The organism is Bacteroides sp. M10 (assembly GCF_014334015.1).
Taxonomy (GTDB): Bacteria; Bacteroidota; Bacteroidia; order Bacteroidales; family Bacteroidaceae; genus Bacteroides; species Bacteroides intestinigallinarum.
In genome coordinates this window covers 4325294-4351170 of the sequence record NZ_CP060488.1, presented here as the reverse complement: position 1 = coordinate 4351170, position 25877 = coordinate 4325294, and the positions used below count along the sequence as shown (strand labels likewise).

Genomic DNA, 25877 nt, shown 5'->3' with positions numbered 1-25877 from the left:
ATAACTATTAATTTCTTTATCATCCATATCAAATGAAAAAACTAACATTTTTCTTAATATCCCTGCTGACGGTCTTTGCTTTTGCAGCTTGCTCCGATGGACTGGACAATATCGAATACAATAGAAACAGTGATATAGTCATAGTTACTCCCGAAGTAACTACAGCCACAGGCACTTCGCTGACTGTCACTTCATCGGTCACCGGCAATATCAATCAGGTAGTCAAGAAAGGCTTTTGTTACAGTGTCAATGCCCAGAACCCAACTATCAAAGATAATATAGTGGATGCCGATGATAATTTCAGCGCTACGATTTCCGGCTTGACGGGCAATACCTCTTACTATATCCGCGCTTACGTCTATGGTAACAGCCGTTATACCTACTCGGATGTGCTCACGGCAACCACAGAAAGCCAAAGCCTTGACGAACAGCTCAAAAACTATGTGGCACCCGCCTATGAAGACAACTACATAGGCATAGCCGCTTGGAATCAACGCAGTAAATGGAATTTGGCAAACGTACACGACCCCACAGTGATGAAAGCTGATGACGGATACTATTATATGTATCAGACAGATGCTTCTTACGGAAATGCGCACTCCGGTAACGGACATTTCCATGCACGGCGCTCACGCGACCTAGTCAACTGGGAATACCTCGGAGCAACCATGACCGAAACCCCTCCTACTTGGATTAAAGAGAAGCTGAACGCCTACCGTGCAGAAATGGGACTGGAGCCTATCGATAGCCCTTCTTATGGTTATTGGGCACCGGTTGCCCGCAAAGTTGCCACTGGCAAATACCGTATGTACTACTCCATCGTGATTACTAACTATATCAAAACGGGCAAACCGGAAGTGGATAATAACGGAAACTTCGACGGTTCATGGACCGAACGTGCTTTCATCGGACTGATGGAAACAGCCGACCCGGCAAGCAATATCTGGGAAGATAAGGGTTTTGTTGTCTGCTCTGCCAGCGATAAAGGCAAAACAGACTATGGACGCGTAAGCACCAGCGACTGGAACGGTTATTTCAAGATCAATGCTATTGACCCAACCTATATTATTACTGAGAACGGAGAACACTGGATGATCTACGGCTCATGGCACAGTGGCATTGCTGCCCTGCAACTGAATCCCGAAGATGGTATGCCGCTCCACACCCTAGGCAATCCGTGGGACATCACGGGTGAAAACAACTCCGGTTATGGTAAAATTATCGCTACCCGCGGCGATAGCCGTTGGCAAGCTTCGGAAGGTCCGGAAGTAATTTACCGCAATGGTTATTATTACCTGTTCCTCGCTTATGGTACACTAGCAGTAGAATATAACACCCGCGTCTGCCGCTCTGTCAACATCGACGGTCCGTATGTTGATATGGACGGTACCCCTGCTATGGGAAGCGGAGAACTCTATCCGATACTGACAGCACCTTATCAGTTTAACAATAGCTATGGATGGGTAGGTATCTCCCACTGCGGTATTTTCGAGGATGGAGAGGGCAACTGGTTTTATACTTCACAGGGACGTTTCCCTGAGAATGTCGGGGGTAATGAATACTCCAACGCTATCATGATGGGACACGTTCGCAGTATCCGCTGGGATGCCAACGGCTGGCCTTTGGTGATGCCGGAGAGATATGGAGCCGTGCCACAAGTGCCTATCACGGAAGAAGAAATTGCCGGTAACTGGGAACATCTGTCTCTGACTTCCTCCACTGGTACTCAAAGAACATCTGAAACACTGACTTTTGATGCCGGTACGCATAAGATTAGTTCCGGCAGTTGGAAGGATGCATCGTGGACATTCGATGCGGCTTCACAGACGATTACGACTAGTGCCGGAGTAGTGCTTTATCTACAAAGAGAAGTGGATTGGGAAGCTACTCCCAGAACTCATACCATCGTTTACGCCGCACAAGGAAATAAAAAGACTTATTGGGGAAAGAAGGTTCAATAAACGCTCATTGATATGCTTATTGAAACTGCTTCCGGAATCTTGATATCCGGAAGCAGTTTTTTCTCTTTTATGCTGCATAACATATAAGAGTGTATTTGATACACCAAACTAAAGTGTTACTTTTACACCCAAAATAAGATAAGCATCTCATTTACATTAAAAATAAAACCATGAAAAAACATTTTCTACTTGCAGGAATTGCCGCGCTGATGCTGGCTGCGTGCAATAACAAGCCGGCTTCCGAGCTGACTTTGTCCGGTCTTGACCCGGTAAAATTTCAAACAGAAGTGAATAATGCCCAAACAGCTCTTTACACGTTAAAGAATAAGGCAGGCATGGAAATATGCATCACTAACTTCGGAGGACGCATCGTGTCTATCATGGTACCCGACAAAAACGGTCAGATGCAGGATGTAGTTTTAGGTTTTGACAGCATTGCTGATTATATTAATGTACCGAGCGACTTTGGCGCTTCTATCGGACGCTATGCAAACCGTATCAACCAGGGACGTTTTGTATTGGATGGCGATACGATCCAGTTGCCACAAAACAATTACGGACACTGCCTGCACGGAGGTCCGAAAGGCTGGCAGTACCAAGTTTATGAAGCCAATCTTATTGATCCGACAACACTGGAGCTGACTCGTATTTCACCGGATGGAGATGCTAATTTCCCGGGCAACGTAACAGCTAAAGTGACTTACAAACTGACTGATAACAACGCTATCGACATCAAATATAGCGCAACTACTGATAAAAAGACGATCATCAACATGACCAACCACTCTTATTTCAATCTTTCCGGTGATCCGTCTAAAATTTCAACCGATCATATCATGTATGTGAATGCAGACTACTATACTCCGGTAGACAGCACCTTTATGACTACAGGCGAAATTGTTCCGGTTAAAGACACTCCGATGGACTTTACTACTCCGAAAGCTGTAGGTAAGGAAATCAATAACTATGATTTCGTTCAATTAAAGAATGGAAATGGATATGACCATAACTGGGTATTGAACACTAAGGGAGATCTTTCCCAAGTGGCAGCCAAACTCACTTCACCCGAAAGCGGCATTACTCTGGAAGTATATACCAACGAACCGGGTATACAGGTTTATACCGGTAACTTCCTCGATGGAACGGTAACCGGCAAAAAAGGTATCGTTTATAACCAGCGTGCTTCTGTTTGTCTGGAGACACAACACTATCCTGACAGTCCTAACAAGGCAGACTGGCCGTCTGTAGTTCTGGAACCGGGACAGACTTACAACAGTGAATGTATTTTCAAATTCGGTATAGAGAAATAATTTAATATCAAAAAAACAAAAGCAGAATAAGATGAACTGGAATTCACACGAGTTTATATGGATCGACTGGGTAATCATCGTAGTCGGTATTTTAGCAGTCACATGGGCGGTATGGCGTTCGATACAGAAAGACAAGCGTTTGCAACAAGGCGCTAACAGTGAAGATTATTTGTTTGGTAAAGGGGAACCCTGGTATATCATCGGTGCAGCTATCTTCGCTGCCAATATCGGTTCGGAACACCTTGTAGGACTTGCCGGTACAGGAGCTAAATCCGGAGTAGGTATGGCACACTGGGAAATGCAGGGATGGATGATCCTTATTTTAGGTTGGCTTTTCGTACCGTTCTATCAGCTGATGAACGTGAAGTTAGGAAAAATCATCACGATGCCCGACTTCCTGAAATATAGATATACTCCTGCTACAGGTTCATGGTTGTCTATCATTACCCTCATAGCATACGTATTAACCAAAGTCAGCGTAACAGCATTTACCGGAGGTATCTTCATGGAAAGTCTTCTCGGATTGCCATTCTGGTTTGGTGCTATCGGCCTGATCGTTCTTACGGGAATCTTCACTGTTCTGGGTGGTATGAAAGGAGTTATGACATTGTCTGCTATCCAGACTCCGATACTTATTATCGGTTCGTTCCTTGTTCTTTTCTTAGGATTGTCTGCACTTGGAGCCGGTAGTATCAGCGACGGTTGGACTCACATGATAGAGTATGCCAAGACACTTAATATAGGAACAGACGGAGTTGCTCACGGCACAAACCACATGTTCCACTTTGAGACAGGCGACCCGATGTATGATGACTATCCAGGTTTCTGGGTATTTATCGGAGCATCCATTATCGGATTCTGGTACTGGTGTACTGACCAGCATATCGTTCAACGTGTGCTTGGACAACGTAAAGGTGAATCCAGCGAAGAGGTTATGAGACGTGCACGTAGAGGTACTATCGCTGCCGGTTATTTCAAGATTTTGCCTGTGTTCATGTTCTTGATACCGGGTATGATAGCTGCTGCATTGTCGGCACGTCCGGAAAGCGGTTTCGTACTGGATAATCCTGATACAGCTTTTGGTTCAATGGTTAAGTTCGTATTGCCTGCCGGTGTAAAAGGTATTGTTACCATTGGCTTTATTTCGGCATTGGTGGCTTCATTGGCAGCATTCTTCAACTCTTGCGCTACCTTGTTTACTGAAGACTTCTACAAACCGATGTTCAAGGACAAGAGCGAAGCAACTTATGTGTTGGTAGGTCGTATCGCTACTATTGTTGTAGTAATTCTGGGTATTGTATGGATACCTATCATGCAGAGTCTGGGTAGTCTTTATGATTATCTGCAAGGCATCCAGTCATTGCTTGCTCCTGCGATGGTGGCTGTATTCGCCCTCGGTATATTCTCCAAGAAGATTACGCCTAAGGCAGGTGAAACAGCTATGATAGTAGGTTTTATCATCGGTATGGTACGTTTGCTGACCAATATCCTCACGAATACAGGTAAAGATGTGATGTCTGGATGGTACTGGGAATGTACTGCCTGGTTCTGGCAGACAAACTGGCTGATCTTCGAAATATGGCTGCTCGTATTCCTGATCGTACTGATGGTTGTTGTTTCATTCTTCACTCCTGCACCTACTGCCAAGCAGATAGAAGCTATCACCTTTACTGATGACTATAAGACACTCATCAAGCAAAGCTGGAACAAGTGGGATGTTATCACCTCTATCGGTGTAGTAGTTCTTTGTGCATTATTTTATATATACTTCTGGTAATACCCTGATATGAATAAGTATTATAGTACCAATCCAACTTTCTATGTCGGCATCGACTGTATAATCTTTGGTTTCTCCGAAGGGGAAATCAGCCTGCTCCTGTTGAAGAGAAACTTTGAGCCGGCAATGGGTGAATGGTCACTGATGGGAGGATTCGTGCAGAAAGATGAAAGTGTGGACGATGCCGCCAAACGTGTATTGCATGAGCTTACCGGACTGGAAAACGTTTATATGGAGCAGGTAGGAGCTTTTGGAGCTGTCGAACGTGATCCGGGTGAACGGGTAATCTCCGTAGCTTACTATGCATTAATCAATATTAATGAATACGACCGGAAACTTGTTCAGAAGCACAACGCTTACTGGGTGAATATGAACGAACTTCCCCCACTTATCTTCGACCATCCTGAAATGGTGGAAAAAGCACGGGAACTGATGAAGCAAAAAGCGTCCGTGGAACCTATCGGATTCAATCTGCTTCCGAAACTCTTTACGTTGTCTCAACTGCAAAGTCTATATGAAGCTATTTACGACGAACCGATGGATAAACGGAACTTCCGTAAAAGAGTGGCCGAAATGGATTATATAGAAAAGACTGATAAAATTGACAAACTGGGTTCGAAACGTGGTGCTGCCTTGTATAAGTTCAATAGCAAGGCTTACCGCAAGGACCCGAAATTTAAATTATAATCATTATGCTGGAAGAACTAAAAGAAAAAGTATTTCATGCCAATCTCGAATTGGTAAAGCATGGATTAGTCATCTTTACCTGGGGAAATGTTTCTGCCATCGACCGTGAAAGCGGATTGGTAGTAATCAAACCCAGTGGTGTAAGTTATGATGATATGAAAGCCGAAGATATGGTAGTAGTGGATCTGGATGGCAAGGTCGTTGAAGGACGGCTGAAGCCATCTTCAGACACCCCTACTCATGTAGTGCTTTACAAAGCATTTCCGGAGATCGGAGGAGTGGTACATACGCACTCTACCTATGCTACAGCCTGGGCACAAGCCGGATGTGACATTCCGAATATCGGAACCACTCATGCAGATTATTTCCATGATGCTATTCCCTGCACAGCGGATATGACAGAAGCGGAAGTGAAAGGTGCTTACGAGCTGGAAACCGGTAATGTGATAGTGAAACGTTTTGAAGGCTTGAACCCTGTACATACACCGGGAGTATTGGTAAAAAATCATGGTCCTTTCTCTTGGGGAAAAGACGCGTACGATGCCGTACACAATGCTGTGGTTATGGAACAGGTAGCTAAAATGGCAAGTATCGCTTATGCGGTGAATCCCAATTTAACAATGAATCCGCTGCTGATAGAGAAACATTTCAGCCGCAAGCATGGTCCGAATGCTTATTACGGACAGAAATAATTAAAAATTAAAGATTAAAAATTAGAACAATAACAATTAAAGCAATAACATTATGAACGCATTTGATCAATATGAAGTATGGTTCGTAACAGGAGCACAGCTTTTGTACGGAGGTGACGCAGTAATCGCAGTAGACGCACACTCTAATGAAATGGTTAACGGATTGAACGAATCCGGTAAACTTCCTGTAAAGGTGGTATACAAAGGAACAGCTAATTCTTCTAAAGAAGTGGAAGCTGTTTTCAAAGCAGCCAATAATGACGAAAAGTGTGTCGGTGTTATCACTTGGATGCATACGTTCTCTCCTGCTAAAATGTGGATTCACGGCTTGCAACAGTTGAAGAAGCCTTTGTTGCACCTGCATACTCAATTCAACAAGGAAATTCCCTGGGATACAATGGACATGGATTTCATGAACCTGAACCAGTCTGCTCACGGTGACCGCGAATTCGGACATATCTGCACCCGTATGCGTATCCGTCGTAAAGTAGTGGTAGGTTACTGGAAAGAGGAAGAGACTTTGCATAAGATTGCCGTTTGGATGCGTGTTTGTGCCGGTTGGGCAGATTCACAGGATATGCTGATTATCCGTTTCGGCGACCAGATGAACAACGTAGCCGTAACCGATGGTGATAAAGTGGAAGCTGAACAACGTATGGGTTACCACGTAGATTACTGTCCGGTAAGCGAATTGATGGAATATCATAAGGATATCAAAAATGAAGAGGTAGACGCATTGGTAGCTACTTACTTCAAGGAATACGATCACGATGCTTCTCTGGAAGATAAATCAACTGAAGCTTACCAGAAAGTATGGAATGCTGCCAAGGCTGAACTGGCTATGCGCGCTATCCTGAAAGCCAAAGGTGCCAAAGGATTTACTACCAACTTCGACGATTTGGGCGACATTGAGTACAATGGTTTCGATCAAATCCCGGGTCTTGCTTCACAACGTCTGATGGCGGAAGGTTATGGATTCGGTGCTGAAGGTGACTGGAAATCGGCTGCTCTTTACCGTACTGTATGGGTGATGAATCAGGGTCTTCCTAAAGGCTGTTCATTCCTGGAAGATTACACACTGAACTTCGATGGTGCAAACAGCTCTATCCTTCAGTCACACATGTTGGAAATCTGTCCGCTTATCGCAGCCAACAAACCTCGCCTGGAAGTACACTTCCTCGGTATAGGTATCCGCAAGAGTCAGACTGCACGTCTGGTCTTCACTTCAAAAGTAGGTACAGGCTGCACTGCTACTGTTGTAGATATGGGTAACCGTTTCCGTCTGATCGTGAACGACGTAGAATGTATCGAGCCGAAACCGCTGCCTAAGTTGCCGGTTGCTTCTGCTCTCTGGATTCCGATGCCAAACCTTGAAGTAGGTGCAGGTGCATGGATTCTGGCTGGTGGAACTCACCACTCTTGCTTCTCTTACGACCTGACAGCAGAATATTGGGAAGATTATGCTGAAATCGCAGGTATCGAAATGGTACATATCAACAAGGATACTACGATCAGCTGCTTCAAGAAAGAACTGCGCATGAACGAAGTTTATTACATGTTGAATAAAGCACTTTGCTAAAACAATTATTCAAGTTTCGCATGGCTTAATTATTTCGTTAAGTTTTTGCGAAACTTGATTTTTTTATAATGATCGTTATACCTTAAAATATTGATTTCAACATGAAATTAGATGCAAAATCAACCATCGAGGCAGGTAAAGCTATTCTTGGTATAGAACTCGGTTCTACACGAATAAAAGCTGTCTTGATCGACCAGGAAAACAAGCCTATTGCTCAAGGTAGCCACACTTGGGAAAACCAGTTAGTTGACGGACTTTGGACGTATAGCATTGAAGCCATCTGGTCAGGGCTGCAAGATTGTTATGCTGATCTTCGTACGAACGTAAAGAATGCATACGGCATAGAGATCGAGACTCTGGCTGCCATCGGTGTCAGCGCTATGATGCATGGTTATATGCCATTCAACAAAAAAGAAGAAATCCTCGTGCCTTTCCGCACTTGGAGAAACACCAATACGGGCCGCGCAGCGGCTGCTTTGTCCGAACTATTTGTCTATAATATCCCTCTGCGTTGGAGCATTTCCCACTTGTATCAGGCTATTCTGGACAACGAAGCACACGTTAATGAAATCGACTTCCTGACCACTCTGGCAGGTTATGTGCATTGGCAGATCACAGGCGAAAAAGTGTTGGGAATAGGCGATGCATCAGGTATGCTTCCTATAGATCCAACTACTAACAACTATTCTGCTGAAATGGTGGCTAAGTTCGACAAGCTGATTGCTTCGAAAGAATATAGCTGGAAGCTACAGGATATTCTGCCTAAAGTATTATCGGCAGGTGAAAATGCAGGTGTCCTCACACCGGAAGGTAGTAAAAAACTCGACGCATCGGGTCATTTGAAAGCAGGAATACCCGTTTGTCCTCCGGAAGGAGACGCCGGCACCGGTATGGTTGCAACCAATGCTGTGAAACAGCGCACCGGAAATGTATCAGCAGGTACTTCTTCATTCTCAATGATTGTATTAGAGAAAGACTTGTCCAAGCCATACGAAATGATCGACATGGTTACAACTCCTGACGGAAGCCTCGTAGCCATGGTACATTGCAATAACTGTACTTCCGATCTCAATGCATGGGTCAACCTGTTTAAAGAATATCAGGAACTTCTGGGCATACCTGTAAATATGGATGAAATCTATAGCAAACTCTACAATATCGCACTTACCGGTGACACAGATTGCGGAGGTCTTCTTTCGTACAACTATATTTCAGGCGAACCTGTAACAGGACTTGCCGACGGAAGACCTTTATTTGTACGCTCTGCCAATGACAAGTTCAATCTGGCCAACTTTATGCGGACTCACTTATACGCTTCAGTAGGCGTTCTCAAGATTGGTAATGATATCCTGTTCAACGAAGAAAAAATCAAAGTGGATAGAATTACAGGTCACGGAGGACTGTTCAGAACAAAGGGAGTAGGTCAAAGAATCCTTGCAGCAGCCATCAACTCGCCTATTTCGGTAATGGAAACAGCCGGTGAAGGTGGTGCCTGGGGGATTGCCTTGTTAGGTTCTTATCTCGTGAACAACGAAAAGAAACAATCTCTTGCCGACTTCCTGGATGAAAGTGTATTTGTCGGAGATGCCGGTGTCGAGGTATCACCCACGCCCGAAGATGTAGCCGGTTTTAATACATACATCGAAAACTATAAGGCAGGATTGCCTATCGAGGAAGCAGCGGTCAAATTTAAATAAGCCTCATCACGAGTGCTTCCTCTGCTTTTTCTTCTCATAATCATTTAAGTATTAACATAAAACATCCTCATCCCCTCTCCTCTTTTGGAGAGGGACAAGGGGAGACTATTATCATGAAAACCACCTCGTTCATACTTGCACTTGCCCTGTCCACCTCACTAGCTAAAGCACAAAACGCTCCACAGGTGTCTTACTTCCCTTTACAGGATGTGAAACTATTGGATAGTCCGTTCCGGCAAGCCCAACAGACTGATTTACATTATATACTTGCCTTAAACCCCGACCGTCTGCTCGCTCCTTTTCTACGCGAAGCAGGATTGCAACCTAAAGCTCCCAGCTACACCAACTGGGAAAATACCGGATTGGACGGACATATCGGCGGACATTATCTATCCGCACTCTCCATGATGTATGCCGCTACCGGAGATACTGCCGTCTACAACCGCCTCAACTATATGCTGAATGAGTTGCATCGTGCACAGCAAGCTGTAGGTACAGGATTCATCGGAGGAACTCCGGGAAGCCTCCAACTTTGGAAAGATGTAAAAGCAGGAAAAATCCGTGCCGGAGGTTTCGACCTTAACGGCAAATGGGTACCTCTATACAACATACATAAAACGTATGCCGGATTGCGGGATGCTTACTTGTATGCAGGAAGCGATCTGGCACGTAAAATGCTGATTGACCTTACAGACTGGATGATTGACATCACTTCCGGTTTGAGCGACGAGCAAATGCAGGATATGCTTCGCAGCGAACATGGCGGATTAAATGAGACTTTCGCTGATGTAGCTGAAATCACAGGCGACAAGAAATATCTGGAACTGGCCCGCCGTTTCTCCCACAAACTTATCCTCGACCCGCTTATCAAAGATGAAGACAAGCTGACAGGTATGCACGCCAACACACAGATTCCCAAAGTGATCGGCTACAAACGAATAGCAGAACTTTCGCAAGATGACAAAAGTTGGAATCATGCTGCTGAATGGGATCATGCCGCCCGTTTCTTTTGGAATACGGTAGTCAATCACCGTTCCGTCTGCATCGGAGGAAATAGCGTCCGTGAACATTTCCACCCATCCGACAACTTCACGTCCATGCTGAACGACGTTCAAGGACCGGAGACCTGTAATACTTACAACATGCTCCGTCTTACTAAAATGCTTTATCAGAATTCTCACAATCCCAACAATACACAAGAGCCTGACCCCAACTACGTAAACTATTACGAACGTGCACTTTACAATCACATTCTCGCATCGCAGGAACCGGACAAAGGTGGTTTTGTATACTTCACTCCCATGCGTCCAGGACATTACCGCGTTTACTCACAACCGGAAACATCCATGTGGTGCTGTGTCGGTTCAGGCTTGGAGAATCATACCAAATACGGTGAATTCATTTATGCACATCAGAAAGATACGCTCTATATCAACCTCTTCATCCCCTCGCAACTAACCTGGAAAGAACAAGGCATAACCTTGACACAGGAAACCCGATTCCCTGACGACGGTAAGGTAACTTTGCGAATAGATGAAGCTCCTAAGAAAAAACGTACTTTAATGATACGTATTCCGGAATGGGCTAACCAATCCAAAGGTTATAGTATCAGCATCAATGGGAAAAGAAAAATATTCATTATGGCAAAAGGTAATCAGTATCTTCCTCTTTCCCGCAAATGGAAGAAAGGAGATGTCATTACTTTCAACTTGCCGATGAGAGTCACTATGGAACAGATTCCAGACAAGAAAGATTATTATGCTTTCTTATACGGTCCTATCGTTCTTGCAGCTTCCACAGGCACTGAACACCTCGATGGTTTATATGCCGACGACAGTCGTGGCGGACATATCGCCCATGGCAAACAAATTCCTTTGCAAGAAGTTCCGATGTTGATAGGAAATCCCGATTCCATCCGTAAGTCCCTTCACAAAGAACAAGGTAGCCGCATCGCTTTCAGCTACAACGGAGACGTATATCCTGCACAAGGCAAAGCATTGGAGCTTGTTCCCTTCTTCCGCCTGCATAATTCCCGCTATGCCGTTTATTTCCGGCAGGCAAGTGAAGAGCTGTTCAAAGCTATTCAGGAAGAAATGGCAACGGCTGAACGAAAGGCAACCGAATTAGCTAATCAAACCATTGATCTTATCTTCCCCGGTGAACAGCAACCGGAATCCGACCATGGCATCCAATATGAACAGGCAGAAACCGGAACGAACACAGACCGGCACTTCCGCCGTGCCAAAGGTTGGTTCGGCTATCAACTGAAAGTAAAAGAGGAAGCAAGCCGCATACTGATCACCATACGGAAAGATGACCGTAACAAAGTGGCTATTCTACTGAATAACGAAAAGTTGGCTGTTAATCCGACGATCAGTGAAGCAGATAAAGATGGCTTTATTACCCTTTCTTATGCCCTGCCTCAAAAACTGAATACAGGTAGTTGTCCGATACGTTTCATCCCTGACGGAACGGAATGGACACCTGCAATTTACGAAGTGCGTTTACTAAAATAAACGTTCAAAAAGAAATAACCATCATCAAAATCAAGCATCTATATAATCATTAAACAAAATACCATTTATGAAAGCAAAACTATTAGTCAGCACGGTCTTTCTGGCAGCATCAGTATCTCTTTCCGCGCAAAAGAGTGCTACCATAACCGTGCATGCCGACCAAGGCAAAGAAATTATCCCGAAAGAAATCTATGGTCAGTTTGCCGAGCACCTGGGTTCATGTATCTACGGTGGTCTTTGGGTAGGCGAAAAGTCAGATATACCCAATATTAAGGGATACCGTACAGATGTATTCAATGCATTAAAAGACTTGGCTGTTCCCGTTCTGCGCTGGCCGGGTGGTTGCTTTGCCGATGAATATCATTGGATGGACGGCATCGGTCCGAAAGAAAATCGTCCGAAGATGGTAAATAACAACTGGGGCGGAACGATTGAAGATAACAGTTTCGGTACACATGAGTTCCTGAATCTTTGCGAAATGCTGGGTTGTGAACCTTATGTAAGTGGAAATGTAGGTAGCGGTACAGTGGAAGAGCTTGCCAAATGGGTGGAATATATGACTTCTGATGGAGACTCTCCTATGGCCAATCTTCGTCGTAAGAATGGTCGTGACAAAGCATGGAAACTCAAATATCTGGGAGTAGGAAATGAAAGCTGGGGCTGTGGTGGCAGTATGCGTCCGGAATATTATGCGGACTTATACCGTCGTTATTCTACTTATTGCCGCAACTATGACGGTAACCGTCTGTTCAAAATTGCCAGTGGTGCAAGTGATTATGACTACAACTGGACAGACGTATTGATGAATCGCGTAGGACATCGTATGGACGGCCTTTCTCTCCACTATTACACCGTAACCGGATGGAGCGGCAGCAAAGGAGCAGCCACTCAATTCAACAAGGATGATTATTATTGGACAATGGGTAAATGTTTGGAAGTGGAAGATGTGCTCAAGAAACATTGCGCCATCATGGATAAATATGACAAGGACAAAAAGATCGCTCTTTTACTCGACGAATGGGGAACCTGGTGGGATGAAGAACCGGGAACCATCAAAGGACATCTGTATCAGCAGAATACATTGCGCGATGCTTTCGTTGCTTCTTTAAGCCTTGACGTATTCCACAAATACACAGACCGCCTGAAGATGGCAAACATCGCACAGATTGTCAATGTACTTCAATCCATGATTCTGACGAAAGACAAAGAAATGGTGCTCACTCCTACTTATTATGTCTTCAAGATGTATAAAGTACATCAGGATGCCACTTATCTTCCCATCGACCTGACTTGCGAAAAGATGAGTGTACGTGATAACCGTACCGTTCCGATGGTAAGCGCCACAGCTTCCAAAAACAAAGATGGAGTGATCCACCTTTCTCTGTCCAATGTAGATGCTGACGAGGCACAGGAAATCACCATCAATCTGGGTGATACGAAAGCAAAAAAAGCAGTCGGAGAGATTCTGACCTCTGCAAAACTGACCGATTACAATTCTTTTGAAAACCCTAATATTGTAAAACCGGCACCTTTCAAAGAGGTAAAAATCAATAAAGGCATAATGAAGGTAAAACTTCCTGCTAAGTCCATTGTTACTTTAGAGTTACAGTAATTTTAGTGCAATTACTTATTGTATCACAAACAAGAAGACCGTAAAATTGTCGATAAAAAAGATAGCTCTTTTGGATTGTTAAATCCACATAAAGAGTTATCTTTGCGAACAATCTGACAGAAATCAATTAAATTTTAATGATATGAACGATAACAAACTTATGAATCGTGCAGCGGATAACATCCGTATTCTTGCTGCTTCAATGGTTGAGAAAGCCAATTCCGGTCACCCGGGTGGCGCCATGGGTGGTGCTGATTTTGTAAATGTACTCTTCTCTGAGTTTCTAGTATACGATCCTGAAAATCCCCGTTGGGAAGGACGTGACCGCTTCTTCCTGGACCCTGGCCATATGTCTCCGATGCTTTATTCTACACTGGCATTGACAGGTAAATTCACTTTGGACGAACTGAAAGAATTCCGTCAATGGGGAAGTCCTACTCCGGGACATCCTGAAGTGGACATCATGCGTGGCATTGAAAACACTTCCGGTCCGTTGGGACAAGGACACACTTTCGCTGTGGGTGCTGCCATCGCTGCCAAATTCCTGAAAGCCCGTTTCAACGAGGTGATGAATCAAACAATCTATGCTTACATCTCTGACGGTGGTATCCAGGAAGAAATCTCTCAAGGTTCCGGACGTATTGCCGGTGCACTGGGACTGGACAACCTGATTATGTTCTATGACTCCAACGATATCCAGCTTTCTACTGAAACGAAAGATGTAACCGTTGAAGATACTGCCATGAAATATGAAGCATGGGGATGGAACGTACTTAGCATCAACGGTAATGATCCTGATGAAATCCGCGCAGCAATCAAAGAAGCACAGGCTGAAAAAGAACGCCCGACACTGATTATCGGTAAAACGGTTATGGGTAAAGGTGCACGCAAGGCAGACGGCAGCAGCTATGAAGCCAACTGCGCTACGCACGGTGCTCCTCTCGGTGGCGACGCTTATGTAAATACAATCAAGAATTTGGGTGGTGATCCTACTAACCCGTTCGTTATATTCCCGGAAGTAGCCGAACTGTATGCAAAACGTGCGGAAGAGCTGAAGAAAATTGTAGCTGAAAAATATGCTGCAAAAGCTGCATGGGCGAAAGCAAACCCGGAACAAGCTGCCAAACTGGAACTTTTCTTCTCGGGCAAAGCTCCGAAAGTGGACTGGGCTGCTATCGAACAGAAAGCTGGTAGCGCTACTCGTGCTGCATCTGCCACTGTACTGGGCGCACTTGCCACACAAGTAGAAAACATGATCGTTGCTTCTGCCGACCTTTCTAACTCTGACAAGACTGACGGTTTCCTGAAAAAGACTCATTCTTTCAAGAAAGGTGATTTCAGCGGAGCATTCTTCCAGGCAGGTGTATCAGAATTGTCGATGGCTTGTATCTGTATCGGTATGTCACTCCACGGTGGTGTAATCGCTGCTTGCGGTACATTCTTCGTATTCTCCGATTACATGAAACCTGCCGTACGTATGGCTGCTTTGATGGAACAACCGGTGAAATTCATCTGGACACACGACGCATTCCGCGTAGGTGAAGACGGTCCTACTCACGAACCGGTAGAACAGGAAGCACAAATCCGCCTGATGGAAAAACTGAAGAACCACAAGGGACACAACTCTATGTTGGTACTTCGTCCGGCAGATGCAGAAGAAACAACTATTGCATGGAAACTTGCCATGGAAAATATGTCCACTCCGACAGGATTGATCTTCTCTCGCCAGAATATTGCCAACTTACCGGCAGGAACTGATTACGAACAGGCAGTTAAGGGTGCTTATATCGTAGCAGGTTCTGATGAAAACCCGGATGTAATCCTGGTAGCTTCAGGTTCTGAAGTTGCTACATTGGTAGCCGGTACAGAATTGCTTCGCAAAGATGGCGTAAAGGTACGCATTGTATCTGCTCCGTCTGAAGGTCTGTTCCGTAACCAACCGAAAGAATATCAGGAAGCTATCCTTCCGGCAGATGCGAAGATTTTCGGTATGACTGCCGGTCTGCCTGTCACTCTTCAAGGTCTGGTAGGTTGCCACGGTAAAGTTTGGGGATTGGAATCTTTCGGTTTCTCTGCTCCTTACACTGTATTGGATGAGAAACTTGGATTTACTGCCGAGAACGTATATAACCAAGTAAAAGCAATGCTCTAATGAAAACAATCGGATTAGCATGCGACCATGCCGGTTTTGAACTGAAAGAATATGTTCGCGGCTGGCTGGAAGTAAAAGGCTGGGCTTACAAGGATTTCGGAACCAACTCTACCGCTAGCGTAGACTATCCGGATTATGCTCATCCGCTGGCTCTTGCAGTGGAATCGGGAGAATGTTATCCCGGTATCGCTATCTGTGGCAGTGGAAACGGAATCAATATGACGCTGAACAAGCACCAGGGAATTCGTGCTGCTCTCTGCTGGAATGCAGAAATTGCGCACTTGGCTCGTCAGCACAACGACGCTAATGTTCTGGTCATGCCGGGACGCTTCATCAGCACTGAAGAAGCGGATATGATTTTGACAGAGTTCTTCTCTACAAAATTTGACGGTGGTCGCCATCAGAACCGTATTGATAAAATTCCGGTAAAATAAAGCCTGAAGATAAATCAAATATGAGTAAAGCTGTTCTTCTTTCTGAAGGGCAGCTTTATTTTTATGTAAATATCATATAAACCAATGAAATAAGATCCATCCTTACATATCATCTAAAAAACAAACCGGCAATAAACTGATAACAGAAATAACCGCAAACAACAAACTTCAGCAAAGTTCCCAATATGAATCCGATTAATGAGCCGAATCCGGATTTAAGTGCCTGAGAGAATTCCTTATTCCCCAATAGCTCACCAATCACAGCTCCGAGGAAAGGCCCGAGAATAATACCCCAAGGTAAGAAAAGAAGTCCGACTAGCGTTCCGATAATACATCCCCAGTTTCCCCATTTACTACCGCCACTATACTTACTCCCGAACATTGGCGAAAAATAATCTAACACCTGCAATACAGCTACAATTAATAACCAAACGATCAATTGTGTCGTAGTATATTCCACCTTATCCGTGAAATGAAGAATGACTAATCCCAAATAAGCAATGGGAGGACCGGGAAGAAACGGAAGGATACAACCTGCTAACCCAGCTATCATACAAAGGGCACTAATCACAATCAAAATAATGTCCAGCATAGTCTATACATTTTAATATCTGCACAAAAATACAGTAACTTTCAGTAAATACAAGCTAACATCAATAATTATTTCCCCTCCCTTCACCTTTCTCCTGCCATCGCTTTATTCATCGGAGATTGCAGGTGAAGGGCACACCCTTCACCATTGTTTCACAATGAATCTGTCATCGACGGTATCATTGATTTACACATCCGGGCATTTTTTCTATTTCAAACCTCCCCTCCTAATATAAAAAAGCCTACCTTTGTCAACCAAGCGATTCAATAATAAAAAAAATGAACGATAACAAATTAAAAAACAAACCGGTACCTTACAACTATGCCCGTTGTTTCAACGAACACTGTCCGAAAGCACCCGATTGCCTGCGCCATGTCGCAGCATTACATACCACAGCCGATACTTCTTTTATCAGCATCGTAAATCCCGTCAGTATTCCGACCGACAGCACTGCTTGTCCTTACTTCAAGACTGCCGAAAAAATGCACGTAGCTTGGGGAATCAGTCATCTATTGGATAAAGTACCCTTCAAAGATGGAACCAGTATCCGCAACCAACTGATAAGTCATTTCGGCAAAAACCTTTATTACCGTTTCTACCGGGAAGAACGTCCCATCACTCCCAATGACCAAGCCTTCATCTGTCAACTCTTCCGCCGGAAAGGAATTATGGAAGAACCTGCCTTTGACAGTTACACTGACGAATATAATTGGTAAAGCTACTCTAAATAGTTTTTCCCGGTGTGAAACTTTTGGTTTCATGCCGTAGAACTAAAAGTTTCACACCGGGAAACCAGTAGTTTCACACCGAGAAACTAATAGTTTCAAGGCATGAAACAAGAAAAAGACTCGGATCATGCCAACATTGTACGATGTATCTTTGTTTTTTTTATATTATGAATACAAACATCAGAAAAATACTAAATGACAAGTACGGGCTTTTCGAGAAAGACATAAATATATTACTTGAAAAGTTTACAAGGCTTTCTCTGAAAAAGAAAGAGACCATCCTGCAGGAGGGTCAAGCAGATCATTATATCTATTTTGTAGAGAAAGGGATCGTAAAAAGTACAATTTTCAGAGAAGGCAGAGAATTTATCGTATTCTTTGCACTAGAGAATGAGGTTCCTTTTAGTTCACCCGATTTGATTCATAGCGGACAATCCTTATACACTTTAGAGACGATAGACGATTGCATTTTGTGGAGAATCTCCCGTAAAGACTTGGCTGACCTATTTGGAACATCTATTAATCTATCCAATTGGGGAAGAATGCTTCTCCAGGAATGGCTTGCAGTATCTTCTTCCTATTTTTCATCCATCCACTGGATGAGTAAGAAAGAGCAATATCAGTACTTACTTGAGAAAATGCCTCAACTTGTACAAAGATTGTCTATGAGAGATCTTTCCGCATGGCTGGATATAACTCCACAGTCTTTGAGCAGAATCAGAGCCGATATTTATTAATTACCCTTTGGTAACTTTTCGTTCTTCCGGTTGGCCTACCTTTGCGCTCAAATTTTAAATACGTATGATATGAAAAGTTTAAAAGGTATTATTTATGCCATGATTTCATCAGGCACATTTGGTCTCATTCCATTATTCACTATCCCACTAATGGGAGATATGGGGATGAATGAATCCAACATTCTTTTTTATCGTTTTCTGTTTTCAACTCTTATGATGGGAGCAGTATGCCTCATACATAAAAGTCCTTTAAGTGTCAATATGAAACATCTGATTTCCATCACTGGGTTAGGTGCTTTGTATGCTCTAACAGCGTTGTTCCTTATTTATTCCTACCATTATATAAGCAGTGGAGTGGCTACAACGATTCACTTCCTCTACCCTATATGCGTCAGCTTCCTGATGGTAGTATTTTTTAAGGAGCAAAAATCAAAGGCTTTGTTCCTGGCAGCTTCACTATCATTGATAGGCGTTGCATTCATGTGCTGGTCGGGAGGAAGCAGTATTCGATTAATGGGAGTCGGACTGGCAGCTCTTACCATATTGACCTACGGGATATATATTGTTGCCCTGAATCAATCGGGTTTAGGTAAACTGCCTGCTGAAGTACTTACATTCTATGTACTCCTGGGCGGCTGCATCATCTTCTTTATCTATAGTCTGTGTACAACGGGAATATCTGCCATTCCGGGTACAAAAGCCGGATTATATATCCTTGCACTGGCATTTCTATCAACAGTCATCTCGGATTTGACGTTGATTTTAGCAGTGAAGTATGCAGGCTCCACCACAACAGCCATCCTTGGCTCGATGGAACCGCTGGTTGCAGTTGTTGTAGGAGTATTAGTCTTTGCGGAACATTTTTCATTTCAATCTTTGGCCGGTTTATTACTTATATTACTATCTGTCATTATTGTCATATTAGCCGACCAACGAAAGAAATCGCAGAAGATACCAGAGAAAGAAATTGTTCAGTCACATTAAGGAAGTTCTGGTGAAGAGGCGGGTGAAGCATAGGGCTTCACCCGCTATTGCTGATGAATAAAGAGATACAGAAGATGTTGTAAGAGTGAAGGAGCATTTCACTAAACACTCAATATCGATCAGTCATCACAAATACCAATTCTCCTCCTTTCATAATATCCGAATGATATATTCTGAAATTCTCAACAGGTTTGTCATTCAACGTTACCGACTGCACATACTTATTTTCATCCGATAAGCCCTTTGCCTGTACCGTGAATGTTTTATGATTCGGTAATGAAATGGTGACTTCTTCTATCTGCGGTGCTCCTAATATATACTCCCCTCCAATCGGATTTACCGGATAGAATCCCATTGCAGAGAAGATATACCATGCAGACATTTGTCCGCAATCGTCATTTCCGCACAATCCATCCGGTTTGGGCAGATAGAAACGGTCAAAAATCTCACGAATGAGTTGCTGTGTTTTATGCGGTTGTCCCACATAGTTATATAAATAAGCCACATGATGGCTTGGCTCATTGCCGTGTGCATACTGTCCGATAAGCCCCGTTACATCTTGGGTGAATCCTGTATTCTCTTTAGATGATTCCAGGAAAAATAAAGAGTCCAGTTTATTGGCAAACTTCTCTTTACCTCCGAGTAGTTCGATTAACCCTTCCACGTCATGTTGCACGTGCCAAGTATATTGCCAGGCATTCCCCTCCGTATAATCTCCGCCGGAAGTGGCAGCATGTGACAATAACAAGGTGTTAAAAGGAGTACGCCAGTCCCCCTTCGAATCTTTCCCTCTCATCATGGTTGTTGAAGGGTCCAGCAGATTCTTATAATAGGAAGAGCGTTTGGAGAAATAAGCATAATCTTCATCATTCCCCAGCGCTTTAGCCATTTGAGCCACACAATAATCATCATATCCCGATTCCATTGTCCGGGAAACAGATTCTTTTGGGATAAGATCGAAAGGATAATATCCGTATTGGTCATAAATCTCCCAGTCGGAATGCTGATGACTAACGGTTGAAGTGCCACGAATAGCAGCATACGCCTCTTCCGGTTCAAATCCGCGGAAACCTTTCAGATAGGCATCCACTATGACAGGAATGGCATGATTCCCTATCATACAATGACTCTCCTTTCCCCACAAAGCCCATATCGGCAGATATCCTTGTATTTTATAATGGTCAAGCATACTCTGGATCATACCATCCACCTTTTCCGGACATAGAATCGTATATAAGGGGTGAGCTGCCCTGTAAGTGTCCCACAAAGATAAAGTAGAATAATAACTACCCGTCTTCGAAGTATATATACTATCATTGGCTCCACGATAACGACCGTCTATATCAGCAATGTTGTTAGGTTGGATAAACAGATGGTAGAGCGATGTATAAAAGTTGGTTTTCTGTGCATCACTTCCCGTAACTTTCACTCTAGAGAATAGTTGATTCCATTGGTTATGTGCCTTCGTACGGATTCCCTCAAAATTCCATGCCGGATTTTCTTTTTCCAAAGCTGTAATGGCACCCTCTACTCCTACCGTTGAAAGTGCTATTTTCACTTGCAAGGTATCCCCTTTCGCCAGATTGAAATCCAACAGAAGACGTTTCCCTTTCTCCGGATCAACAGAAGATAAGGTATCCTTTACCGTATAGGGTTTATCAAAAGAAATCACATAATAATAGGAACGTTTCACCCAGTTCTCTACCATCTGATGTCCGGTGATGGTATGGTTATCCGGCAGATCCATATCAGCATACAACACATGTTTTTTAAGCCATTCCCGATCCCATACGACTCCGCTCTGCAAGTCTACCAGTAACCCGGATGGTGCATCCGAATGATAAACGTAACGATGAAAAGCTGTCCGTTGGGTAGAAGTCAGTTCGACATCCACATCAAAATCTGTCAGGTGAACAGCATAATATCCGGGAGAAGCCTTTTCTGACCTCTTATCAAACTTACCTTTATAGACATTGTTTTCGATCTTCCCACTGAAAGGTAGTAAGAGGATATCACCCAAATCAGGACATCCCGTTCCGCTTAAATGAGTCTGGGCAAAGCCGATGATAGAATCATCCGCAAAATTATATCCGCTGCAATACTTCCAGGCATCATTTCCTGTTTCCGGGCTCGCCTGAATCATACCGAAAGGAACACATGCTCCCGGAAAAGTATGTCCGTTATCCGCATTGCCTATAAACGGATTCACATATACCGAATAATCGGCATTTACTTTGGGTTGTGTGGTACAACTCAACACCAATAGTCCTCCAACTATATTTAATAATAGGATGGATATCTTTATTGTCATCTTCATTTGTTTATTATTCATTTCTCATTCATTTGTGTCCTGAAAAGTAATGTTCCATATCCGGGACCATCACACCATTTAGAGCCCCCCTCAATCGGTATTTTAGACATTACACGCCGGGTATAGGGCATATCCAACCCCTTGCGGGCGACATAGTGGTTGTATACAATCTCAAATATCGGGCGAAAGGCTCCTCGTTCTTTCTCCGAAATCACTTGCCAATCGCAATAACGTCCTGATATATCCGTCCAGACTTTGAAAGGAACCGATTCTCCCAGATTATACTTTACCGTATATTCGTAGCCGGTCAGCAAACGGTTGTCAAGTGCGGCATACATCTTTTCATCACCTTGATTATAGCCTGTTTCGCAAACTTCAGACAGATTACCCAATCCGAACATCACGTGGTCCTGATCGCGTCCACTCTCCTGGCACTGCCCGCTTTCGCTAATATAATTTTTAATTGTACCATTATCGTGACCATTATAGTAGAAGTCAACAGCCTGATTATACAAAGATTCATCATCCAGGAAAATGCCGAAAGCCATATATGCTTTCGTTGCAGCGGCTCCCCAGTTTCCGTTTGTATAAGGCTTGGCTTTGAAAAAGGTATCCAGAACCGGAATAAATACCGTACGCAACATGTGCTCCCAGCTTGCAATATCTTTCTTTTCAACCTTGTCATACGTATGTTTGATAAGTTCGGCGGCATTGGCTAACATACTTCCTTGTAAAGAAGCACACAGGGGATCATCATTATCATTGGGGCCAATCAGTCTTAATACAGCGCTATACGCATTCAATATTTCGATTGATTTGCGGGCGTGGGCTTCCTTTCCTGTAATCGTCCACATCAGAGCATTCAAATAAGCTGCTTTATGGTCATCTTCGCTCGGTCTTTTTGTATAGCTGTTCACTCCCAAGCGGGCTATAACCTCAAAAGGTCCCTGAAGCTGATAATCGGATGAAGCACAAGGATCGGCCTGCAACAACAAATAAGACTGATAAGCCGGATTTATCTTCTGGTCTACATAATGCCTGATTCGCTCCAGGTTCTCCCGGGTATGTAGAATGCCCGGATGGATAAATTTATTCTCTTGCGACAGAGCTTGTTTTGCTTCTATTTTCTTCCACCTCATAAGTGCTTCTATATAGTAATAATCGGCATAAATGATAGAAGCATCTATTTCTTCCCCGGCAGGATAATGCCCGGTAGAATGTAATAGAAAGGAAGAGTTCTTCTTTCTACTCTGATAGTGCTCTGAAGATAAGCTATGAAGCATTTCTTTTGCTAATGCATAATATTGTTCGGATCGTTCCGGATCGTCTTCCAATGTTGACAGTTCCAATAAGGCGGACGCTGTTACCGCAGCAGCCGAAGCATCTTTGAATGTTGCCGGAATATCAGGTGCATCAAAATCCCAGAATGGAATCAGGTCGGCCGGCAAACGACTGATATAAAGATCGGCCACCTTTTCTGCAAATCGCAGGAAATCCTTATCACGGGTTTCACGATACACCATCGTATAGCCATAAATAGCCCATGCCTGTCCGCGTGCCCACATAGAACGGTCACTATATCCCTGGTGAGTGATTCCTTTTATAAGCCTGCCGGATATGGTATCATAAACGGCCACATGATAGCAAGAGCCGTCTTGACGAAAGTGATTTTCTTTAGTCACACGAGCATGTGACAATGCCATATCATAATACTTTTTGCCTCCTCCATTCTTTGACGCCCAGAATAATAATTCCAGATTCATCATATTGTCTATGATTGTATTGTGCGGCCAACCATTTTCCGCAACTTTCCACGGCCATGACAGAATAGTTCCGACCCGGGGATTATACAGTTTTGACAGTTCTTCCGCACTTTTGAGAATAACGTCCTTATAATATTTATCCTTTGTCAGACGGTAGGCATTACCATAACTACAAAATATCTGGAATCCCAGATCATGACTGGTAACTTTATGGGATAAAGGCTCTAACAGTCTGGTGAAATAAACGGCTTTTTCTTTTATCTCCGGTTCCCGGCTATATTCGTAATCATACCATAAAACTCCCGGAAAAAAGCCACTCGTCCAATCATCGACACCCACCATATTCCAATGCAACTTATGAGCATCCATGGATCTCGGAATTTTAGAAGAAGTTCCTATCGCTTTTAATGTTTTATGTATTTGCCGATTACAGTAAGCCAGTTCTTTTTCTTGGGCACCGGCTATACAGATAACGCATAAACTTATCCACAAAGAGAGTATTCTTTTCTTTATCATTTACCTATATTTTAATGATGTATATAATAACAAGAGGGTGTATCGAAAGTCTACAGTAACTCAAGACACATCCTCCCTTTATCCTCTTTTTACCTATTTTTTACCTTATAATTGGAAGGTGATTAGTTTTCTTCCAAATATTTAATCAGTTCCGCCTCGTTTCTAAAGGATTTCATCCATTTAACGGTATAAGGCGATACGCCGTCCGGATATTCAAGATCAGCAATCTTCAACTTGAGAGACATATTGAATGATTGATCCGTAGGTATCGGCTTACCTAACGTGTAACTTGCTCCCGTCACCAAATCCCAGTAATAAACGGTACCATACTCCTTCTCAACGGTAGAATAAGTGCCATGTCCGTGCTGGTTACCTTTATCATTTATTAAAGATCCATATTCGGGAGAGTCAAACGTTATCGCTTTCTTCGCCGGAAGACCTTTTATAACTACCGCTACAATAGGATAATTACCTACGTGGAAGGTTGACTTTCTCTCTATATCACCTCTATATTTTCCATTGCTTTGCAAAGCAGGTGTCACAACCAAATTATCTCCGTCTGCTGCTGTCGTTGCATTGGCCGTAGCGACCTTCCATTCGGTTCCTTTCGCATCAATAGCTCCTTCGCTCGGCGGCATACCCGATTCTGTACGGAACAGTAGTGTGCCATATCCCGGATGGTCACACCACATCGCATCCCCTTCCGGAGAGATTCTTGAGATAACCTGCTGCGTATACGGCATTTCCAGACCTTTGCGAGTTACGTAATGATTGTAAGCAATCTCAAATACAGGCCGGAACTTTCCTCGATCATCATCAGAGATATTATTCCATCTCACTCCTGTCACATCTGTAAAAGGTTCAAAAGGCACATCGTATCCGAGATTATACTTAGCTGTATACTCATACCCTTTCATAAGTCTGTTTTCCGATGCGCTCCAAAGCGTCTCGTTGCCCTGATTATAAGCAATTTCGCAGGCTTCTGCCAGATGTCCTATCCCCAGCATCGTGTGGTTTTGGTCACGTCCGCTTTCCTGACACTGTCCGCTCTCCATAATATAGTTCGTCAAACTTCCGTTGTCGTGCCCCTCATAGAAAAACGTCACCGCTTCGTTATAGAAACTTTCGTCATCCAAAAAGATACCGAACGCCATAAAAGCCTTGATAGCAGCGGTTCCCCAATTGCCGTTTGCATAAGGAGATTTGGCAAAGAAGTTTCTCAATACCGGAATAAATACGTTACGGAACATATTCTCCCAAGACTTGACATCCGTATCCGATACCGAAGGATAAGTATGTCTCATCAGTTCAGCGGCATTAGCAAGAAGAAATCCCTGCAAAGCAGCGCACAGGGGAGCGTCATTATCACTCATATCGATCTCACGCAATGTGCCGGCATAAGCATTCAATATCTCAATCGACTTTTGAGCGTGCGCCGGATTCTGGGTAATACACCACATGATAGCGTTCAGATAAGCAGCTTCATGATCTTTTTCGCTTGGAGTCTTGGTCGACGAAGTGTTCTGTCCGAAACGTGAAATAACCGTGAAAGGACCTTGAATCTCATAAGTAGACGAAGACAAAGGACTCTGCTGCAACAGTCTGTAACAATCTATTGCCGGAGAAACATTCCCATTCACAAAGTTCTGCATCCGGGTAATGGCAGCTGTCGTGTGTAGAATACCGGGATGAACGAACTCCATAGAAGGTCCCACTTCCGTATAGTTGGGATTCGGATTGGGCGGCGGAGGCGTATTATCTTCCTGACACGAAACAAACGTAAACAACAAGCATAATATCGGTAGTATATATTTCATTTTCATATGAAT

At 43.7% G+C, this 25877-nt stretch carries 17 protein-coding genes and 2 pseudogenes; 14 read left to right on the top strand and 5 right to left on the bottom strand.

The genetic code is table 11. From position 1 onward, the window contains the following. Positions 1–32: 32 nt before the first annotated feature. From H8796_RS15510 to rpiB, 11 genes are all read left to right on the top strand, one after another. On the top strand, positions 33–1961 hold the full coding sequence (locus tag H8796_RS15510) for an arabinan endo-1,5-alpha-L-arabinosidase (RefSeq protein ID WP_117936919.1): 1929 nt from the start codon (positions 33–35) through the stop codon (positions 1959–1961). A 170-nt stretch (positions 1962–2131) separates the two neighbouring features. Continuing rightward, a complete protein-coding gene (locus H8796_RS15505) occupies positions 2132–3271 on the top strand; it encodes an aldose epimerase family protein (RefSeq protein WP_117936921.1) in 1140 nt (379 codons plus the stop codon). 31 nt (positions 3272–3302) lie between these two features. Further along, positions 3303–5048, top strand: a complete 1746-nt coding sequence (locus H8796_RS15500) for a sodium:solute symporter (RefSeq protein WP_008999165.1) — start codon at positions 3303–3305, stop codon at positions 5046–5048. 9 nt (positions 5049–5057) lie between these two features. Then, positions 5058–5735 carry an NUDIX domain-containing protein gene (locus tag H8796_RS15495; protein WP_117936923.1) on the top strand — a complete coding sequence of 226 codons (678 nt, stop codon included), beginning with the start codon at positions 5058–5060 and terminating at the stop codon, positions 5733–5735. A 5-nt stretch (positions 5736–5740) separates the two neighbouring features. Next, on the top strand, positions 5741–6427 hold the full coding sequence (locus H8796_RS15490; RefSeq protein WP_008648247.1) for an L-ribulose-5-phosphate 4-epimerase: 687 nt from the start codon (positions 5741–5743) through the stop codon (positions 6425–6427). A gap of 52 nt (positions 6428–6479) precedes the next feature. Next, on the top strand, positions 6480–8006 hold the full coding sequence (gene araA, locus H8796_RS15485; RefSeq protein WP_117936925.1) for an L-arabinose isomerase: 1527 nt from the start codon (positions 6480–6482) through the stop codon (positions 8004–8006). 101 nt (positions 8007–8107) lie between these two features. Next, positions 8108–9703: a xylulokinase gene (locus tag H8796_RS15480; RefSeq protein WP_117936927.1), complete on the top strand. Its 1596-nt coding sequence runs from the start codon at positions 8108–8110 to the stop codon at positions 9701–9703. Positions 9704–9816: 113 nt separating this feature from the next. Continuing rightward, entirely contained in the window at positions 9817–12219 is a 2403-nt protein-coding gene (locus H8796_RS15475; protein ID WP_117936929.1) for a glycoside hydrolase family 127 protein, read from the top strand. Positions 12220–12286: 67 nt separating this feature from the next. Then, on the top strand, positions 12287–13831 hold the full coding sequence (locus H8796_RS15470; RefSeq protein WP_117936931.1) for an alpha-N-arabinofuranosidase: 1545 nt from the start codon (positions 12287–12289) through the stop codon (positions 13829–13831). A gap of 142 nt (positions 13832–13973) precedes the next feature. Next, positions 13974–15983, top strand: coding sequence for a transketolase (locus H8796_RS15465; protein WP_117936932.1), 2010 nt, complete (start codon positions 13974–13976; stop codon positions 15981–15983). Beyond that, positions 15983–16417 carry a ribose 5-phosphate isomerase B gene (rpiB, locus tag H8796_RS15460; RefSeq protein ID WP_004309178.1) on the top strand — a complete coding sequence of 145 codons (435 nt, stop codon included), beginning with the start codon at positions 15983–15985 and terminating at the stop codon, positions 16415–16417. The genes H8796_RS15465 and rpiB overlap by 1 nt, the downstream gene beginning before the upstream one ends. A gap of 109 nt (positions 16418–16526) precedes the next feature. On the opposite strand, the gene H8796_RS15455 is transcribed toward rpiB, so the two are convergent. Then, positions 16527–17009, bottom strand: coding sequence for a DUF456 domain-containing protein (locus H8796_RS15455; protein ID WP_117936934.1), 483 nt, complete (start codon positions 17007–17009; stop codon positions 16527–16529). A 278-nt stretch (positions 17010–17287) separates the two neighbouring features. Between H8796_RS15455 and H8796_RS15450 the strand changes: the two genes are divergently transcribed. From H8796_RS15450 to H8796_RS15440, 3 genes are all read left to right on the top strand, one after another. Next, positions 17288–17725, top strand: a complete 438-nt coding sequence (locus tag H8796_RS15450) for a DUF6078 family protein (protein ID WP_008999157.1) — start codon at positions 17288–17290, stop codon at positions 17723–17725. A 179-nt stretch (positions 17726–17904) separates the two neighbouring features. Beyond that, positions 17905–18474: a Crp/Fnr family transcriptional regulator gene (locus tag H8796_RS15445; RefSeq protein WP_008999156.1), complete on the top strand. Its 570-nt coding sequence runs from the start codon at positions 17905–17907 to the stop codon at positions 18472–18474. A gap of 69 nt (positions 18475–18543) precedes the next feature. Beyond that, a complete protein-coding gene (locus tag H8796_RS15440) occupies positions 18544–19458 on the top strand; it encodes a DMT family transporter (protein WP_117937354.1) in 915 nt (304 codons plus the stop codon). A gap of 109 nt (positions 19459–19567) precedes the next feature. Here H8796_RS15440 and H8796_RS15435 read toward each other — a convergent pair whose 3' ends face one another. The 4 genes and pseudogenes from H8796_RS15435 to H8796_RS15425 form a co-directional block, all read right to left on the bottom strand. Continuing rightward, on the bottom strand, positions 19568–21769 hold the full coding sequence (locus H8796_RS15435; protein WP_117937359.1) for a GH92 family glycosyl hydrolase: 2202 nt from the start codon (positions 21767–21769) through the stop codon (positions 19568–19570). A 17-nt stretch (positions 21770–21786) separates the two neighbouring features. Next, positions 21787–22596: pseudogene (locus H8796_RS25660) on the bottom strand (alginate lyase family protein); the annotation flags it as partial. Between the two features lie 291 nt (positions 22597–22887). After that, positions 22888–24045, bottom strand: a pseudogene (locus H8796_RS25655) (glycoside hydrolase family 88 protein); the annotation flags it as partial. Between the two features lie 125 nt (positions 24046–24170). Next, positions 24171–25871, bottom strand: coding sequence for a DUF4979 domain-containing protein (locus H8796_RS15425; RefSeq protein WP_117937352.1), 1701 nt, complete (start codon positions 25869–25871; stop codon positions 24171–24173). Positions 25872–25877: the final 6 nt, after the last annotated feature.

What these genes read in the sequence shown, in the direction of transcription:
- H8796_RS15510 (WP_117936919.1), top strand. Translation starts at nt 33, where the DNA reads ATGAAAAAACTAACATTTTTCTTAATATCCCTGCTGACGGTCTTTGCT.
- H8796_RS15505 (WP_117936921.1), top strand. Translation starts at nt 2,132, where the DNA reads ATGAAAAAACATTTTCTACTTGCAGGAATTGCCGCGCTGATGCTGGCT.
- H8796_RS15500 (WP_008999165.1), top strand. Translation starts at nt 3,303, where the DNA reads ATGAACTGGAATTCACACGAGTTTATATGGATCGACTGGGTAATCATC.
- H8796_RS15495 (WP_117936923.1), top strand. Translation starts at nt 5,058, where the DNA reads ATGAATAAGTATTATAGTACCAATCCAACTTTCTATGTCGGCATCGAC.
- H8796_RS15490 (WP_008648247.1), top strand. Translation starts at nt 5,741, where the DNA reads ATGCTGGAAGAACTAAAAGAAAAAGTATTTCATGCCAATCTCGAATTG.
- araA (WP_117936925.1), top strand. Translation starts at nt 6,480, where the DNA reads ATGAACGCATTTGATCAATATGAAGTATGGTTCGTAACAGGAGCACAG.
- H8796_RS15480 (WP_117936927.1), top strand. Translation starts at nt 8,108, where the DNA reads ATGAAATTAGATGCAAAATCAACCATCGAGGCAGGTAAAGCTATTCTT.
- H8796_RS15475 (WP_117936929.1), top strand. Translation starts at nt 9,817, where the DNA reads ATGAAAACCACCTCGTTCATACTTGCACTTGCCCTGTCCACCTCACTA.
- H8796_RS15470 (WP_117936931.1), top strand. Translation starts at nt 12,287, where the DNA reads ATGAAAGCAAAACTATTAGTCAGCACGGTCTTTCTGGCAGCATCAGTA.
- H8796_RS15465 (WP_117936932.1), top strand. Translation starts at nt 13,974, where the DNA reads ATGAACGATAACAAACTTATGAATCGTGCAGCGGATAACATCCGTATT.
- rpiB (WP_004309178.1), top strand. Translation starts at nt 15,983, where the DNA reads ATGAAAACAATCGGATTAGCATGCGACCATGCCGGTTTTGAACTGAAA.
- H8796_RS15455 (WP_117936934.1), bottom strand. Translation starts at nt 17,009, where the DNA reads ATGCTGGACATTATTTTGATTGTGATTAGTGCCCTTTGTATGATAGCT.
- H8796_RS15450 (WP_008999157.1), top strand. Translation starts at nt 17,288, where the DNA reads ATGAACGATAACAAATTAAAAAACAAACCGGTACCTTACAACTATGCC.
- H8796_RS15445 (WP_008999156.1), top strand. Translation starts at nt 17,905, where the DNA reads ATGAATACAAACATCAGAAAAATACTAAATGACAAGTACGGGCTTTTC.
- H8796_RS15440 (WP_117937354.1), top strand. Translation starts at nt 18,544, where the DNA reads ATGAAAAGTTTAAAAGGTATTATTTATGCCATGATTTCATCAGGCACA.
- H8796_RS15435 (WP_117937359.1), bottom strand. Translation starts at nt 21,769, where the DNA reads ATGACAATAAAGATATCCATCCTATTATTAAATATAGTTGGAGGACTA.
- H8796_RS15425 (WP_117937352.1), bottom strand. Translation starts at nt 25,871, where the DNA reads ATGAAAATGAAATATATACTACCGATATTATGCTTGTTGTTTACGTTT.